This window comes from Pseudomonas sp. AC239, from assembly GCF_979258545.1.
Window position 1 is genome coordinate 1,354,911 of record NZ_OZ409864.1, and the last position, 15,967, is coordinate 1,370,877.

Consider the following 15,967-nt stretch of genomic DNA (forward strand, 5'->3'; position numbering starts at 1 on the left):
AGTGCCCATGCCTGCGCCGACTCATCCCCGCCCCGACACTGAAACACTGGCCAACGGCCTGCGCGTGACCCTGCGCCACGTGCCCGGTCTCAAGCGCAGCGCTGCCGCGTTACGCGTGGCGGCCGGCAGCCATGACGTGCCATTGGCATGGCCGGGGCTGGCGCATTTCCTTGAGCATTTGCTGTTTCTCGGCACCGAGCGTTTTCCCACAGATGAAGCGCTGATGGCCTACGTGCAGCGTCACGGCGGGCAGGTAAATGCCAGCACCCGTGAGCGCACCACGGATTTTTTCTTCGAGCTGCCAGTATCGTCGTTCAGCGCCGGGCTCGAGCGTCTGTCAGAAATGCTCGCCCGACCGCGTATGAATCTGGACGATCAACTGCGTGAACGGGAAGTGCTGCAGGCGGAATTCGTCGCCTGGTCGCAGGATCCGATGGCGCAGCAGCAGTTTGCCTTGTATGAGGGTTTACCAGGGGAGCACCCGTTGCGCGGGTTTCATGCGGGCAATCGGGACAGCTTGCAGGTCGAATCGTCAGGGTTTCAGTCGGCGCTGAAAGATTTCCATCAGCGCTTTTATCGAACCGGGCAAATGACCCTCAGCCTGGTCGGTTCGCAAAGTATCGATGAGCTTCGGGCGCTGGCGCAGCAATTCGCAGCGGTGTTGCCGGTTGGGGATAAAATTGCCCAGGCGGAACCGCTGCCACTGACTGTGAAAAGTTATCAACAGGTTGGCGCTCATGCGAACCTGTTGTTCGCCTTCGACGGCTTACCCGAACCATCCGCAGAGGCGATGGCCTTTCTCTGTCATTGGTTGAACAACGCCAAACCCGGTGGATTGCTCGCACACCTGCAACGACAGAACCTGGCTGACAGTCTGAAAGCCGCGCCGATCTACCAGTTCGCCGGGCAAGCGCTGCTGCATCTTCAATTCCATGCCGCCGGCGAGCATTTGAACGCCATTCATGAACAACTGCTGGACTGGCTGAGCTTCTTCGCCCGCCAGGACTGGACGCCGTTGCGCGAGGAATACGCCGCCCTGCTTCAGCGCCAGCAGCAAGTCAGCGGCGCGTTGCAACTAGCGCGCATCGACGTTGAGCAGAAAGAATCAGGTCTGTCCGAGTCGGGTGTTGCCGCACTTGCGCACATCCTTCGCGAAATCGGTGGTGCGGATAACTTCAGTGATCATTGGCACCTGCCCGCCGCGAACCCGTTCCTGCGCGCCAATGAACCGCTAGCCAACGCCGGGCTGATTCGCGGCCAGACCAGCGCCCATCGTGGCCTGCGCACCTTCGCCCAGGATCGCTCGCGCAGTCGTCGCGAACGGTCGCCGATGCACTTCAGTCGTGCGCTGCCAGACAGCAGCGATGAGGGCGCGATTTACCTGCGCTGGCAGGTCGACATGGCGGCCAGCGCCGATCTGCGCTCAAGATTGCAGCGCAGTCTGCGTCGGACCCGACAGGATGCGTCCGAAGCCGGAGTGGACTTGTCTTTCAGCGCCGCAGGAAACCAATGCCTGTTGAAAATGACCGGATTACAGGAACCGATGCCCAGCGTCCTGGAGCACGCGCTGAAATGTCTGACGATGATCGACGCCGATTCGCCGCGCGACGAGGTGCAGATACCTTCGATGCCGATCCGCCAACTGCTCGAAGCGTTGCCGGAAAAATACCCGCCCCCGATTGAAACCAGCGATGACGCCAAACAGCTGTGGACAACTTCGCGCTGGGACGGCCTCGCTCTAGGGCTGAATCAACAGACCCAATCAGCCATGGGCCTGGCGCTGAGCCGCATTCCCGGCACACCGGACAATCAGCTACCGGTGACACCGATCACCCAAGGCCAGTACCAATGGAGCCAGATCAACACCGCCTCCAGCGAACACGCCTTGCTGCTGATCTGCCCGACCGCCAGTCGTGACGTCGCTGATGAAGCCGCATGGCGCCTTCTGGCTCAGTTGTGCCAGACGCCCTTTTACCAGCGCCTGCGTGTCGAATTGCAATTGGGGTACGCCGTGTTCAGCGCGCTGCGTCAGGTGCACGGCACGACTGCGATTGTCTTTGCCGTGCAATCGCCAACGAACCCGGTGGGCAAGTTGCTCGAATACATTCAGGAGTTCTTCAACGGCATTCCGGCGATGATCGAAACGCTTGATGTCGCTGGCCTCAAGCAACAACGCCAAAACCTCGCCGACCAATTCGATCCGGCGACACAGTCCAACAAGGACGCTGCCGAACTTCTGTGGCAGGGTAAACTCGCCGGCCATTCGTCGGATTACCGTGAGCAACTGGTTATGGCGATCCGGCAGCTGGATCACCAGGCTTTGCTGGCCGCTGCGCAACGCCTGATCAATGCCAATGGCGGCTACCACTGTCTGGCCAATGAACCGATTCCCGGCGCGCCGTGGCAAGCGGCAAATTGATCATTACCGAGGCTGCAAGGAGCTTTCTCAAAGATTCACGGGTCACGCGGCTGAAATTTTGAGTAACATAGCCGCCTAACTAATTGGAACATCATCGCGCTGCCGTGGACTATACCTATGGATAGCGCTATCCCAACCCACAGAAGGAGACATCTCATGGCCTGGACCAAACCTGCTTACACCGACCTGCGTATCGGCTTCGAAGTCACCATGTACTTCGCCAGCCGCTGAGTTCTGCTTACGCAGATCCGCAGTGCAACGCCTCGGCTCGCCGAGGCGTTTTATTTTCCGCGTTGAAATGATGGAGCGTTCATGTTCGTCCAGATTCTGGGTTCGGCCGCCGGTGGCGGTTTTCCGCAGTGGAACTGCAACTGCGTCAACTGCGCAGGCTTTCGCGACAGCAGCCTGAACGCCAAGGCCCGCACCCAATCGTCCATCGCCATTTCCGATGACGGCGTGAACTGGGTGTTGTGCAATGCCTCGCCGGACATCCGCGCGCAACTGCAAAGCTTCGCCCCGATGCAACCGGGCCGGGCCCTGCGCGACACCGGCATCAGCGCGATCATCCTGATGGACAGCCAGATCGACCACTCCACCGGCCTGCTCAGTTTGCGCGAAGGCTGCCCGCATCAGGTCTGGTGCACGGACATGGTTCACGAAGACCTCAGCACCGGTTTTCCCCTGTTCAAGATGCTCACCCACTGGAACGGCGGGCTGGACTGGAACCGTATCGAGCTCGACCAGAGCTTCACCGTAGCGGCCTGTCCGAACCTGCGTTTCACCCCGCTGCCATTGCGCAGCGCCGCGCCGCCGTATTCGCCGCACCGTTTCGATCCGCATCCGGGCGACAACATCGGTTTGATCGTTGAAGACCTCAACACCGGCGGCAAGCTGTTCTACGCGCCAGGGCTGGGCAAGGTCGATGCGCCGCTGCTGGAAATCATGGCGGGCAGCGATTGCCTGCTGGTCGACGGCACGCTGTGGGATGACGATGAAATGCAGCGCCGTGGCGTCGGCACCCGCACCGGTCGCGAGATGGGCCACCTGGCGCAGAACGGCCCCGGCGGCATGCTCGAAGTGCTGGAGCAGTTGCCCGAGCAGCGCAAGGTACTTATCCACATCAACAACACCAACCCGATCCTCGACGAGGATTCGCCGGAGCGTGCCGAGCTGGCGCGGCGTAATGTTGAAGTGGCGTTTGATGGCATGAGCATCGTGCTTTAAGCAATCGAGACCGCGGCGCGGTCTATCGCGAGCAGGCTCGCGCCCACATTGGAATGCGATCAACTGTGGGAGCGAGCCTGCTCGCGAAGAGGCCAGCACAGACACCAGAGATTTCCAGGGTTGTTCCCGGAGAACAGACATGACCGACACCCCGCTGTCCCCCGCCGAATTCGAAGCGGCCCTGCGCGCCAAAGGCGCCTATTACCACATCTATCACCCCTACCACGTGGCGATGTATGAAGGCCGCGCGACTCGCGAGCAGATTCAGGGCTGGGTCGCCAACCGCTTCTACTATCAGGTGAACATTCCCCTGAAAGACGCAGCGATCCTCGCCAACTGCCCGGATCGGGAAATCCGCCGCGAGTGGATTCAGCGCCTGCTCGACCACGACGGCGCGCCCGGTGAAGACGGCGGCATCGAAGCCTGGCTGCGTCTGGGTCAGGCTGTCGGCCTCGATCCAGATCAGTTGCGCTCCCAGGAGCTGGTATTGCCCGGCGTGCGTTTCGCCGTCGATGCCTACGTCAACTTCGCCCGTCGCGCCAGTTGGCAGGAGGCGGCAAGCAGCTCGCTGACCGAATTGTTCGCGCCGCAGATCCACCAGTCGCGCCTGGACAGCTGGCCGCAGCATTACCCGTGGATCGACCCGGCCGGTTATGAATATTTCCGCACTCGTCTCGGTCAGGCGCGGCGTGACGTCGAGCATGGGCTGGCGATCACCCTTGAGCACTACAAGACCCGTGAAGGCCAGGAGCGCATGCTGGAAATTCTCCAGTTCAAACTGGACATTCTTTGGAGCATGCTCGATGCCATGAGCATGGCCTACGAACTGAACCGTCCGCCGTATCACAGCGTGACCGAACAACGGGTCTGGCATAAAGGAATCATCTTATGAGTTTCGACCGCAGCAAAGTGCCGAGCTGGCGCCCGGGCTATCGCTTCCAGTACGAACCGGCGCAAAAGGGCCATGTGTTGCTGTACCCAGAGGGCATGATCAAGCTCAACGAAACGGCCGCGCTGATTGGCGGCCTGATTGATGGCGAACGCGATGTCGCGGCAATCATTGCCGAACTCGACAAGCAGTTCCCCGGCGTACCCGAGCTCGGTGACGACGTCGAGCAATTCATGGAGGTTGCCCGTGAGCAACACTGGCTCACCCTTGGCTGATCTGCCGGCCAAACCGGAAGTCGGCCTGCCGCTGTGGCTGCTCGCCGAGCTGACCTACCGTTGCCCGCTGCAATGCCCGTACTGCTCCAATCCGCTGGATTTCGCCGAGCAGGGCAAAGAGCTGACCACCGAACAATGGATCAAGGTGTTCCGCGAAGCGCGCGAGATGGGCGCGGCGCAATTGGGCTTTTCCGGCGGCGAACCGCTGGTGCGTCAGGACTTGGCCGAACTGATCCGTGAAGCGCGGCAGTTGGGTTTCTACACCAACCTGATCACTTCCGGCATTGGCCTGACCGAGCAGAAAATCAGCGACTTCAAAAAGGCCGGGCTCGATCACATCCAGATCAGTTTTCAGGCCAGCGACGAGCAAGTGAACAACCTGCTCGCCGGCTCGAAAAAGGCCTTTGCGCAGAAGCTGGAAATGGCGCGTGCGGTGAAGGCCCACGGCTATCCGATGGTGCTGAACTTCGTCACCCATCGTCACAACATCGACAAGATCGACCGCATTATCGAACTGTGCATCGCGCTGGAGGCTGACTTCGTCGAACTTGCCACTTGCCAGTTCTACGGCTGGGCGCAGCTCAACCGTGTTGGCCTGCTGCCGACCAGGGAACAACTGGTGCGCGCCGAACGCATCACCAACGAATACCGGGCCAGGCTGGAAGCCGAAGGGCATCCGTGCAAGCTGATATTCGTCACGCCGGACTACTACGAAGAACGCCCGAAAGCCTGCATGAACGGCTGGGGCAGCATCTTCCTGACCGTCACCCCGGATGGCACCGCCCTGCCCTGCCATGGTGCGCGCCAGATGCCTGTGCAGTTTCCCAACGTGCGCGATCACAGCATGCAGCACATCTGGTATGACTCGTTCGGCTTCAACCGTTTTCGCGGTTACGACTGGATGCCCGAGCCGTGCCGCTCTTGCGACGAGAAAGAAAAAGACTTCGGCGGCTGCCGCTGCCAGGCGTTCATGCTCACCGGCGACGCCAGTAACGCCGACCCGGTGTGCAGCAAGTCCGAACATCACGGCGTGATCCTCAAGGCCCGCGAAGAAGCCGAGACCGCCACTCAAACCATCGAACAACTGGCCTTTCGCAATGAACGAAACTCACGCCTCATCGCCAAGGGCTGAGCCTTTCAGCGCCGCCCAGGCCGTCGCCGCCGGAACCGACTTCGCCGAACTGCAACTCGGCGTCCACGGCGTGTTCTGGAATGAATATCGCCCAGAGGACGCCGCGTGCCGAATCTGGCATTGGCGCGATGGCGCAGCGAAACGTCTGACGCCGGACGGTTTCAGCGTGCGTAGCCGCGTGTACGAATATGGCGGTGGTGCGTTTTGTCTGACGCCTGACGGGGTGGTTTTCATCAATGAAGCGGATCAGCAGATGTATCGGCAGGCGCTGGATGGCGAGCCGGTCGCGCTGACGTCGACTGACTGCCGCTACGGCGATCTGCAATTCGCCGCTGGCCGAGTATTGGCGGTTGAGGAGCAGCAGGATCGACATCGGCTGGTGGCGATTGATCTGGCGACCGGCACGCGACAGGTGCTGGCCGAGGGTGCGGATTTCTATGCATCGCCAACGCTGAGCCCGGACGGCCAGCGCTTGGCATGGATCGAGTGGAGCCGACCGCATCAGCCGTGGACCTCGACGCGCTTGATGGTCGCGGAAGGTGATTTTTCCGCACCTCGTTGTATTGCCGGCGAGCAGATTGAGGAGTCGATCCAGCAGCCGCGTTTCGACGCCGACAGCCGGCTCTACTGCCTGACAGATCGTGGCGGCTTCTGGCAGCCGTGGGTCGAAACGTCCGATGGCTTGCACGCGCTACCGAGTGCCGAGGCCGATCACGCGCCCGCGCCCTGGCAACTGGGCGGCTGCACTTGGCTGCCTGTCGGTGATCAATTTTTAGCCAGCTGGAGCGAGGCTGGTTTCGGCCGCCTGGCCCTTGGTAGTGAGGATTTCAGCGGCGACTACAGCCGCTTCCGTCACCTGGCAGTTGATCAGCAGTTCATCTACTGCATTGCCGCCTCGCCGGTCAGCCCGTCGGCAGTGATTGCCATCGATCGTGCTTCTCACGCAGTGAAAGTCCTCGCTGGCGGCGTGGCGCCATTGCCCGCCGAACGCATCAGCCGTCCGCAGACCTTGCGTTATCCGAGCGGCTCCGGCGAAGCGCACGGTTTCTTCTATTCGGCCATGAACGGTGAAGCGAAACCGCCGCTGGTGGTGTTTATCCACGGCGGCCCGACGTCGGCGTGCTATCCGACCCTCGATCCGCGTATCCAGTACTGGACCCAGCGCGGCTTCGCCGTCGCCGACCTCAACTATCGCGGCAGCAGTGGCTATGGTCGCGAATATCGGCAAGCGCTGCATCTGTGCTGGGGCGGGGTGGATGTCGAGGATGCCTGCGCGGTGGTCAGCTACCTCGCGGACCAAGGTTTGATCGATGGTGAGCGCGCGTTCATTCGCGGTGGTAGTGCGGGCGGGTATACGACACTGTGCGCGCTGGCGTTCAGACAAGTCTTCCGCGCAGGCGCCAGCCTCTACGGCGTCAGCGATCCGGTGGCTTTGGCACGTGCCACGCACAAGTTCGAGGGCGATTATCTGGACTGGCTGATCGGCGATCCCGAGCTGGATGCCGAACGCTATGCCGCACGCACGCCGTTGCTGCACGCAGACAACATTCGCGTGCCGGTGATTTTCTTCCAGGGTGAACTGGACGCGGTGGTCGTGCCGCAACAGACCCGTGACATGGTCGCGGCGCTGGAGCACAACGGCATCCCGGTCGAAGCGCATTACTACCCCGACGAACGCCACGGCTTTCGTCGCGCGGCTAACCAGGCGCATGCGCTGGAGCGGGAGTGGACGTTTTATCGGCGGGTGATGGGGCTGATTGACTGAAAACCGTGTCGCCCCGTTCGCGAGCAGGCTCGCTCCCACATTGGATCTGCATCATTCACAAATCCCCTGTGGGAGCGAGCCTGCTCGCGAAAGCTATCTAAGTTGCGCTAGCGGACTCAACGCTTGGCGATGATATACACCGCATGCACGATCCCCGGAATGTAGCCGCACAACGTCAGCAGAATGTTCAGCCAGAACGCCCCGCCAAACCCGACCTGCAGAAACACGCCCAGTGGCGGCAACAGAATAGCGATGATGATGCGAATGAAATCCATGGGGCAGCTCCTGAATGGGGGTTGGCTCACTTGAGCCATACAAGCTAATCGACCTGCGCCGTTCGTCAGGGTTCATTACGCTTGCTATTTGATCGCCAGCATCACAAAAAAACGCCCCACGCCAAAAGAATCAGGCGTGGGGCGTGCGTTATACCGCGAGACGGTTCGAGTAATCGGTTGGGGCACCTCTGCTCAGACGGCAATGCCCTTGCGGCATTGCAATTGGGCGGTGCGCACTCGCGAGAAGGCGCGGCCCAGGCGCAGGAGCATTTCGTCGATGTTGGCTTTGCTGACAGTGAGGGCCGGGGTGAAGCGCAGGCAGTCAGGCTGCGCAGCGTTCAATATCAGGCCTTCGTGAAGTGCGGCGTGAACGACGGCGTCGGCGCATTCGGCGGACAGCGTCAGCCCGTAAAACAGGCCTTGGCCGCGCAACTCGCCGTGCCCGTAGCGGTGCGCCAGTCGCGCCAGGCCTTCGCGCAGGTGCTGGCCGCTGTCGTTGACCTGCTGAAAGAAGCTGCGGTCATGGATGCTGTCGAGCACCACCAGACCGGCCGCCGTGATCAAGGAGTTGCCGTGATGGGTGCCGCTCAGCTCGCCGATGGCGAAACAGCAAGCCTTGCCTCGCGCCAGCAAGGCCGCTAACGGCAAGCCGCCGCCGAGGCCTTTGCCGAGCACGACGATATCGGCGCGAATCCCGTAGGACTGTTCGGCAAGCAAGCTGCCGCAGCGGCCCATACCCGTCTGCAATTCGTCGAGAATCAGCAGAATGCCCAGGTCACGACACAGACGCTCGACCCCTTTGAGGTAATGCTCGGTCGCCGGAATGACCCCGGCATCGCTCTGGATCGGCTCCAGCATGATTGCTACAGTTTGCGCGTCGACCGCCGCATGCAGCGCTGGCAGGTCATTGAATGGCACTCGATCGACCGTCGCCAGACTGCGGCCATGGCAACCCTGCTGCGCCACGATGATCCGCGAGGCGCCGCTGCGATGCAGTTGCCCCCATTTGCGCGCCAGTTTGATCGCCGCGTCACAAGCCTCGCTGCCACTGTTGAGCAGGTACGCCTGATCGCTGGACGTGCTGGCGCACAAACATTCGGCGAGGCTGAGCATGCCGCGATTATGCAGATTGCAGCCGGGATTGATCAGCGCTTGGGCCTGATTGGCGATGGCTTTGACCAGCGCCGTGGGGCTGTGGCCAAGGCTGTTGGCGCCGCCAGCCTGGGAAAAGTCGAGGTAGGCGCGATCGTTGCTGTCCCACAGCCAGGAACCCTGGCCCCGAACGAACACTTGATGCGGTCGCTCGACACCGGGCATCAGGCGTTGGGCATTGAGGTGATCGGTCATAGTGGATGGCCCCGCCTCGAAGGTGAGGTCATCCAGACTTGGCGTCTGGCGCCGCAAACTGAACAGATTCATGCGAAAAAACCTCGCTTGAGGTTTTTTGAACTGCCTATGTAAGCACTAACGAAGCAAATGGGATGCATCACGCTTTCTGGCCCTGTAAGCCTTGTGAATGCGGTTAGACTAGGCGCGCAACCGGCTTCAAGCCATTTCGATTTCCCAGCCATTTCGATAAGCGCTACTTATGGATTTCAAGCAACTGCGTTATTTCGTCGCGGTCTACGAAGAAGGCCATGTCGGCCGTGCGGCTGAGCGCTTGTCGATCTCGCAACCGGCGCTGTCGCAACAGATCCGACAGCTGGAGCAGAATCTCGACGTCACCCTGTTCGAACGCAGCAGCAAACGCCTGCTGCCGACCCTCGCTGCGCACACGCTGTACAACCACGCGTTGCCGCTGCTCGATGGCTTGCAGCGGGCGCGCGAGGCGTTGGGTAATTTCAAGGGTCAGGCATTGCGCACACTGGCCATTGGTGTGCTGCAAACGGTGCACACCAGCCTCGTGCCGCAAATGCTCGAGCGTGTGCGCAAGGCGCAGCCGCATCTGGTGGTACAAATCTATGAACTGACCGGGCTGGAAATTGAACGGCGTCTGCTCAATGGTTCGCTGGACATCGGCATCAGCTATCTACCCCCGCGCCAACCCGGTCTGCACGGCGTGTTGCTGTATGAAGATGAACTGACGCTGGTGATCCCGGCAGACCATCCATTGCGCGAGTTCAAGAAGGTCTCGATGCGCCAGGCTGCTGAACTGCCAATGCTGCTGCTCGGCGAAGAGTTCCAGATTCGGCAGATCTGGCAGGCACAACTGACCAGCCTCGGTCGACGCCCGCAAGTGCAGGCCGAGCTGAACAATATGTTGGGAATTCTCGACAGCCTGCCGCATACCAAGCTGGCGACGGTACTGCCGGGACGTTCGCAAAAAGAATACGACGATGAAGATCTGCTGTGGAAACCGCTGAGCGAGCCACGGGTGCCGTTGCAAGTTGGCCTGGTGTGCCGTGATGTGCAACGCCAGCAGGCCTCGTTGGCATTGCTGCGGACATTGCTTGAAGAGGTGATCGATCGGGAAACGAAGCCGCCCCTCGATCCGCTTGCCTGAAACTTTTCTTCAGGCAAAAGAAAACCCCGCCGAAGCGGGGCTTTGCAGACTGTTTCCCTGACATCCATTTCACTCCGCCACCCTGGCAGAATCCTACGTGTCCGTGTTGTTTACTTTGCGCTTCCTGCGCGACGTCCATGAAATGTAGATTAGCCGTGGATCCAATATACGGATATGGGAGAACAGCAGCACGTCACGTAAGCAAATGCTTACATGACGTCTACGGATCAGAACTGCGCCGCATCCAGCAGGAACAGCGACTCGCTACCGGCCTTGACCGACGCGCTCAACGAGTGGATACGCGGCAGCAAACGGGCGAAATAGAAACGTGCGGTGCCCAGCTTGCTCGCATAGAAATCATCTTGCGCTTCCTTGCCCAGCGAGGCTTTGGCCATCAACGCCCACATGTAGGCGTAAGCGGTGTATCCGAACGCTTGCAAATATTCGACCGAGGCCGCGCCGATTTCGTTCGGATTGTTTTTCGCCCGGTCCAGCAGCCACGCGGTCAGCTCGTCGAGGGTGTCGACGGCATCGTTCAACGGCTTGGTGAACTCGCCCAGATCGGCGCTGGCGGTTGCGGTGAAATGGCGAATCTCGTCAGCGAACAGCTGGTAGAACGCGCCGCCACTGCCAACGATCTTGCGCCCGACCAGGTCCAGCGCCTGAATACCGTTGGTGCCTTCGTAGATCTGGGTGATGCGCACGTCACGCACCAGTTGCTCCTGGCCCCACTCGCGGATGTAGCCGTGGCCGCCGAAAATCTGCTGGCCGTGGACGGTGGTTTCAAGACCCAGGTCGGTCAGGAAAGCTTTCGCTACCGGCGTCAGCAGCGCCACCAGATCTTCCGCGCGCTTGCGTGTGGTCGCGTCTTCACTGAACTTGGCGGTGTCCAGTTGCATCGCCACGTACGTGGAGAACGCACGGCCGCCTTCGTTCGAGGCTTTCATGGTCAGCAGCATGCGCCGCACGTCCGGGTGGACGATGATCGGGTCAGCGACTTTGTCCTTGTTCTGCGCACCGGTCGGCGAACGACTCTGCAGACGATCGCGCGCATATTCAACAGCGTTCTGATAAGAGCGCTCGCCTGTAGCCAGGCCTTGAATACCAACGCCCAGGCGCTCGTAGTTCATCATGGTGAACATCGCGGCCAGGCCTTTGTTCGGCTCGCCGACCAGATAGCCGACGGCTTCGTCGAAGTTCATCACGCAGGTCGCCGAGGCCTGAATGCCCATCTTGTGCTCGATCGAGCCACAGTTGGCCGGGTTGCGTGCGCCGAGGCTACCGTCGGCATTGACCATGAACTTCGGTACCAGGAACAGCGAAATGCCTTTTGGACCGGCCGGGGCATCAGGCAGCTTGGCCAGTACCAGATGAATGATGTTCTCGGTGAGGTCGTGTTCACCGCCGGTGATGAAGATCTTGGTGCCGCTGACCTTGTAGGAACCATCGGCCTGAGGCTCGGCTTTGGTGCGAATGATCCCCAGATCGGTGCCGGCGTGCGGCTCGGTCAGGCACATGGAACCGGCCCAGATGCCGGCGTACATGTTCGGCAGGTACGCAGCTTTCAGTTCTTCGCTGGCATGCGCATTGATCGACAGGCAGGCGCCGGCGGTCAGCATCGGGTACAGACCGAACGCGAGGCTGGCGGAGTTGACCATTTCTTCGACCTGCGCCGACACGGCTTTGGGCATGCCCATGCCGCCGTAGGCCGGATCACCGCCGACGCCGACCCAGCCGCCTTCAGCATAAGTCTGATAGGCCTGTGGGAAACCGGCCGGCGTGGTGACGGCACCGTCCGCCCAATGGCAACCTTCCTCGTCAGCGGCACGGCTCAGCGGCGCGATGCTTTTGCTGGTGACCTTGCCGGCCTCTTCGAGAATCGCTTCAACGGTTTCGGCGTCGACGGTCTCGGCCAGCGCCGGCAGCTCGGCCCAGAGTTTGGCGACTTCGAACACTTCATTGAGGACGAAGCGCATATCGCGCAGCGGCGCTTTGTAGTCAGCCATGGCAAACCTCGCAAGATCTAAACAGGTGGTTCGTGGAATGATGTTTTCTGAGCCTGAGTGTACCTCAACAACTTTTGCGACACATAGGGTCAGCCGGTGACTGATTTGTTATTTTTAGTCACCAGCAAAAGATCGCCGCGATCTTTCGATCTGCCCTACAAAGCAAACGCCTGCGCCGGCAAATTCATCAAACAATCACTGCCCGCCTCGATCGCCGCCTGATGCGCAGCCGTACGCGGCAACAAACGCTTGAAGTAGAACTCGCACGTCGCCAGTTTGCCCTTGAGGAAATCAGCCTCGCCCTCGCCCGCCTCCAGCTGTGCCTGCGCAACCAACGCCATGCGCAGCCACAGGTAGCCCAGGATGATGTAGCCGCTGTACATCAGGTAATCCACCGATGCGGCGCCGACTTCGTCCGGGTTCTTCATGGCCGCCATGCCAACCTTCATGGTCAGGTCGCCCCACTGTTGGTTGAGCCCGTTGAGTTGCGCGACGAAGCTGCCCAATTGCGCGTGGTCGGCGTTCGCTGCGCAGAACTTGTGGACGATTTTGGTAAAGCCGCGCAGCAGCTTGCCCTGACTGCCCAGCACCTTGCGCCCAAGCAGGTCCAGCGCTTGAATGCCATTGGTGCCTTCGTAGATCGGCGCAATCCGGCAATCGCGCACCAGTTGCTCCATGCCCCACTCGCGAATGAAACCGTGGCCGCCAAACACCTGCATACCGTGGTTGGTCACTTCCAGCCCGGTGTCGGTCATGAACGCCTTGCAGATCGGCGTGAGGAACGCCAACAGGTCTTCGGCCTCCTGACGCGCGTCGGCGTCGCTGCTCAGGTGCGCGACATCGAGCATCTGCGCGGTGAAATAGGTCAGCGCGCGGTTGCCTTCGTTGAAGGCTTTCATGGTCAGCAACATGCGCCGCACATCGGGGTGGACGATGATCGGGTCGGCAGGTTTTTGCGGGGCCTTGGCACCGGTCAGCGCGCGCATCTGCAGGCGGTCATTGGCGTACTTGATCGCACCCTGAAAACTCGCCTCGCCCAGACACAGGCCCTGCATGCCGGTGCCGAGTCGCGCGTGGTTCATCATGGTGAACATGCAGTTGAGGCCCTTGTTCGGCTCGCCGATCAGGTAACCGGTGGCGGCATCGAAGTTCAGCACGCAGGTGGCCGAAGCCTTGATGCCCATCTTGTGCTCGATCGAACCACAGGAAACGCCATTGCGCTCACCCGCTTCGCCTGCTGCATCGGGCAGAAACTTGGGCACGATAAACAGGGAAATGCCCTTGGTTCCGGCCGGTGCGTCCGGCAGCTTGGCCAGGACCAGATGGATGATGTTGTCGCTCAGGTTATGCTCGCCGGCGGAAATGAAGATCTTGCTGCCGGTGATCGCGTAGCTGCCGTCGGCCCGTGGCACCGCGCGGGTCTTGATGATGCCCAGATCGGTGCCGCAGTGGGCTTCGGTCAGGCACATGGTGCCGGTCCACTGGCCAGCGGTGAGTTTGCTCAGGTAAGTGTCTTTCTGCTCGGCGGTACCGTGGGCGTGGATCGCCGACATCGCGCCGTGAGTCAGGCCCGGGTACATACCCCAGGACGTGTTACTGGAACCGACCATCTCGCTGATCACCAGTCCCAGCGAGCTCGGCAGCCCTTGACCACCGTAAGCCGGATCAGCCGCCAAACCGTGCCAGCCGCCCTCGACATATTGTGCGAAGGCCTGCTTGAAGCCTGTAGGCGTTGTTACCACGCCGTTGTCGAAATGGCAGCCCTCTTCATCGCCGCTGCGATTGAGCGGGGCCAGCACGTTCTCGCAGAACTTCGCGCCTTCTTCGAGGATCGCGCTGATCATGTCCGGGCTGGCGTCATGCGCGCCGAGATTGGCGTAACTGGTGTGGAAGTCGAAGACGTGATCGATCAGAAAGCGCATGTCGCGCAGGGGAGCTTTGTACTCAGGCATGGTGGCTTCTCCGTCAGCAGATTTGTTCAACCTACTGCTGGCTACCACGCGCGACAATCAATGTGCGGGCGCTGAATGCGCCGTCATCACTCAACCCGCAGCAGCGTCCATGCGCACCGCGCCACGGCGGTTCTGCCCGAATGCCATGACGCAGTTACGTCCGGCGCCCTTGGCGCTGTACAACGCCTGGTCGGCGGATTTGAGCACTTCTTCAGGGGTGCGCTGCTCGACACGTTCGGCGACGCCGATGCTCACCGTCACCGACACCGCCGAAGCCCCGGAACCGCTACGGCGCTGGCGACCTTGCTGATCATCCTGCGGGCGGTTTTCCTGGTTGCGTAGCTGAATGCTGTAGGAGGCGATCGATTCGCGGATCACTTCCAGATGCGGCATGCATTCCTCAAGGGTTTTGCCTGCAAACACCAAGGCAAATTCCTCACCGCCGTAGCGATACGCCCTACCACCACCGCTGATTTTCGACAGTTTGCTGGCGACCAGCCGCAGGACTTGGTCACCGACATCGTGGCCGTGGGTGTCGTTGAATTTCTTGAAGTGATCGACGTCGCTCATCGCCAGCACGTAGTTGCGCCCCAGACGCTGCATGCGCTCGTTGAGCGCACGTCGTCCCGGCAGACCGGTGAGCTCGTCGCGGAAGGCCATTTGATAGGCCTCATGCGCAACCGCTGCGGCGATCATCAGCATCACCTGGCTGCACATGATGTTCAGGGTGAACGGCAGAATGAAGGTCTTCGGCAGCATCCAGAACACCCCGAGCAAGCCGACCAGTTGCGCCGCGTGCAGCGGGCGCGGGTTGCGCCAGTATTGCCAGGCCAGGAGCAGGAAGGCCGAGATGAACACCGGATAGGACAACTGGATCAGACTCATCCACGCGCCGTGCAGCGCCGGCCAGCGGATCTCCGACAACCACAGCAGCAGCGCCTGTGGGTAACTTTGCTCCAGGCCCAGCGCCACGCTGCCAAACGCTAGCAGCACAGCGAACCGGGCAACCATGTCCTGAAAAAGATGGGTACGTTCCTGCCATGCGGCGAATAATCCGAACAACAGCGGCAACAGCAGGCAGACCAGATGAAACACCACCGCAGCGTCTTCGCGAACCTTGCCGTTGTCGCGGTAGAAATCGGTCTGGGTGTCCAGCAGAAAGTAGGCGATGTACACCGTCAGCATCAGAAACAGTTCGCGCTGACGCCGATACACCGCGCAGTACGCCCCACCGAGGAGCAGAACCAGGGTAGGCAATACATTGAACAGCGACGTGAAAAAAACGCTGAGGTCTTTGACGTACGCAGCCGCCAGCCCCGCAAGCAACAACAGCAGTGATGGCAGGAAATGGCTGAAACGTACAGCGGAAGAACGCGGCAAGGGTAAGCTCCGACCCGTCATAGCAAAGAGATGGCATTGTGCCTGCAAAGTGCGGCCAAGCCCACACAATGTGATCCAGATCACACACGCTCTCTGTAACGGCCGGAAGCTCGACTATCTGAGCGATCCGCCAACAAAAAAACCGCT

13 protein-coding genes are annotated in these 15,967 nt (G+C 60.8%); 8 read left to right on the forward strand and 5 right to left on the reverse strand.

What is annotated here, in order from left to right:
* The first annotated feature begins 7 nt into the window (after positions 1-7).
* From pqqF to ACZ0AZ_RS06340, 7 genes are all read left to right on the forward strand, one after another.
* Positions 8-2,419, forward strand: coding sequence for a pyrroloquinoline quinone biosynthesis protein PqqF (gene pqqF / locus ACZ0AZ_RS06310; protein WP_463537091.1), 2,412 nt, complete (start codon positions 8-10; stop codon positions 2,417-2,419).
* A gap of 156 nt (positions 2,420-2,575) precedes the next feature.
* Complete coding sequence (gene pqqA / locus ACZ0AZ_RS06315; RefSeq protein WP_003444522.1) at positions 2,576-2,650, forward strand: pyrroloquinoline quinone precursor peptide PqqA; 75 nt, start codon at positions 2,576-2,578, stop codon at positions 2,648-2,650.
* An 81-nt stretch (positions 2,651-2,731) separates the two neighbouring features.
* Positions 2,732-3,643 (forward strand): pyrroloquinoline quinone biosynthesis protein PqqB, encoded by a 912-nt coding sequence (gene pqqB, locus ACZ0AZ_RS06320; RefSeq protein WP_463537092.1) that lies wholly within the window; start codon positions 2,732-2,734, stop codon positions 3,641-3,643.
* A 139-nt stretch (positions 3,644-3,782) separates the two neighbouring features.
* Positions 3,783-4,535, forward strand: a complete 753-nt coding sequence (pqqC, locus tag ACZ0AZ_RS06325; RefSeq protein ID WP_039757691.1) for a pyrroloquinoline-quinone synthase PqqC — start codon at positions 3,783-3,785, stop codon at positions 4,533-4,535.
* Positions 4,532-4,807 carry a pyrroloquinoline quinone biosynthesis peptide chaperone PqqD gene (pqqD, locus tag ACZ0AZ_RS06330; RefSeq protein ID WP_016772874.1) on the forward strand — a complete coding sequence of 92 codons (276 nt, stop codon included), beginning with the start codon at positions 4,532-4,534 and terminating at the stop codon, positions 4,805-4,807. The genes pqqC and pqqD overlap by 4 nt, the downstream gene beginning before the upstream one ends.
* A complete protein-coding gene (gene pqqE, locus ACZ0AZ_RS06335) occupies positions 4,779-5,939 on the forward strand; it encodes a pyrroloquinoline quinone biosynthesis protein PqqE (protein ID WP_039757689.1) in 1,161 nt (386 codons plus the stop codon). Before pqqD ends, pqqE begins: the two co-directional genes overlap by 29 nt.
* Positions 5,905-7,704, forward strand: coding sequence for a S9 family peptidase (locus ACZ0AZ_RS06340; RefSeq protein ID WP_129997738.1), 1,800 nt, complete (start codon positions 5,905-5,907; stop codon positions 7,702-7,704). The genes pqqE and ACZ0AZ_RS06340 overlap by 35 nt, the downstream gene beginning before the upstream one ends.
* Before the next feature lie 116 nt (positions 7,705-7,820).
* On the opposite strand, the gene ACZ0AZ_RS06345 is transcribed toward ACZ0AZ_RS06340, so the two are convergent.
* Positions 7,821-7,979, reverse strand: coding sequence for a YqaE/Pmp3 family membrane protein (locus ACZ0AZ_RS06345; RefSeq protein ID WP_003228885.1), 159 nt, complete (start codon positions 7,977-7,979; stop codon positions 7,821-7,823).
* Positions 7,980-8,171: 192 nt separating this feature from the next.
* The gene (locus ACZ0AZ_RS06350) at positions 8,172-9,398 is read right to left on the reverse strand and encodes an aspartate aminotransferase family protein (protein WP_463537093.1); all 1,227 of its coding nucleotides are present in this window, start codon (positions 9,396-9,398) and stop codon (positions 8,172-8,174) included.
* A gap of 169 nt (positions 9,399-9,567) precedes the next feature.
* Here ACZ0AZ_RS06350 and ACZ0AZ_RS06355 point away from each other — a divergent pair, with 169 nt between their 5' ends.
* The gene (locus ACZ0AZ_RS06355; RefSeq protein WP_110603569.1) at positions 9,568-10,482 is read left to right on the forward strand and encodes a LysR family transcriptional regulator; all 915 of its coding nucleotides are present in this window, start codon (positions 9,568-9,570) and stop codon (positions 10,480-10,482) included.
* Positions 10,483-10,709: 227 nt separating this feature from the next.
* Here the strand turns inward: ACZ0AZ_RS06355 and ACZ0AZ_RS06360 are convergent, their stop codons facing one another.
* From ACZ0AZ_RS06360 to ACZ0AZ_RS06370, 3 genes are all read right to left on the reverse strand, one after another.
* Positions 10,710-12,488, reverse strand: a complete 1,779-nt coding sequence (locus ACZ0AZ_RS06360; protein ID WP_016772869.1) for an acyl-CoA dehydrogenase C-terminal domain-containing protein — start codon at positions 12,486-12,488, stop codon at positions 10,710-10,712.
* Positions 12,489-12,643: 155 nt separating this feature from the next.
* Positions 12,644-14,440, reverse strand: coding sequence for an acyl-CoA dehydrogenase C-terminal domain-containing protein (locus tag ACZ0AZ_RS06365; RefSeq protein WP_463537094.1), 1,797 nt, complete (start codon positions 14,438-14,440; stop codon positions 12,644-12,646).
* A gap of 90 nt (positions 14,441-14,530) precedes the next feature.
* Positions 14,531-15,820, reverse strand: a complete 1,290-nt coding sequence (locus tag ACZ0AZ_RS06370; protein ID WP_039757672.1) for a GGDEF domain-containing protein — start codon at positions 15,818-15,820, stop codon at positions 14,531-14,533.
* Positions 15,821-15,967: the final 147 nt, after the last annotated feature.

Excerpts from the sequence above, each read along its gene's own strand:
- pqqF (WP_463537091.1), top strand. The coding sequence starts at position 8 with ATGCCTGCGCCGACTCATCCCCGCCCCGACACTGAAACACTGGCCAAC.
- pqqB (WP_463537092.1), top strand. The coding sequence starts at position 2,732 with ATGTTCGTCCAGATTCTGGGTTCGGCCGCCGGTGGCGGTTTTCCGCAG.
- pqqC (WP_039757691.1), top strand. The coding sequence starts at position 3,783 with ATGACCGACACCCCGCTGTCCCCCGCCGAATTCGAAGCGGCCCTGCGC.
- pqqD (WP_016772874.1), top strand. The coding sequence starts at position 4,532 with ATGAGTTTCGACCGCAGCAAAGTGCCGAGCTGGCGCCCGGGCTATCGC.
- ACZ0AZ_RS06340 (WP_129997738.1), top strand. The coding sequence starts at position 5,905 with ATGAACGAAACTCACGCCTCATCGCCAAGGGCTGAGCCTTTCAGCGCC.
- ACZ0AZ_RS06345 (WP_003228885.1), bottom strand. The coding sequence starts at position 7,979 with ATGGATTTCATTCGCATCATCATCGCTATTCTGTTGCCGCCACTGGGC.
- ACZ0AZ_RS06350 (WP_463537093.1), bottom strand. The coding sequence starts at position 9,398 with ATGAATCTGTTCAGTTTGCGGCGCCAGACGCCAAGTCTGGATGACCTC.
- ACZ0AZ_RS06355 (WP_110603569.1), top strand. The coding sequence starts at position 9,568 with ATGGATTTCAAGCAACTGCGTTATTTCGTCGCGGTCTACGAAGAAGGC.
- ACZ0AZ_RS06360 (WP_016772869.1), bottom strand. The coding sequence starts at position 12,488 with ATGGCTGACTACAAAGCGCCGCTGCGCGATATGCGCTTCGTCCTCAAT.
- ACZ0AZ_RS06365 (WP_463537094.1), bottom strand. The coding sequence starts at position 14,440 with ATGCCTGAGTACAAAGCTCCCCTGCGCGACATGCGCTTTCTGATCGAT.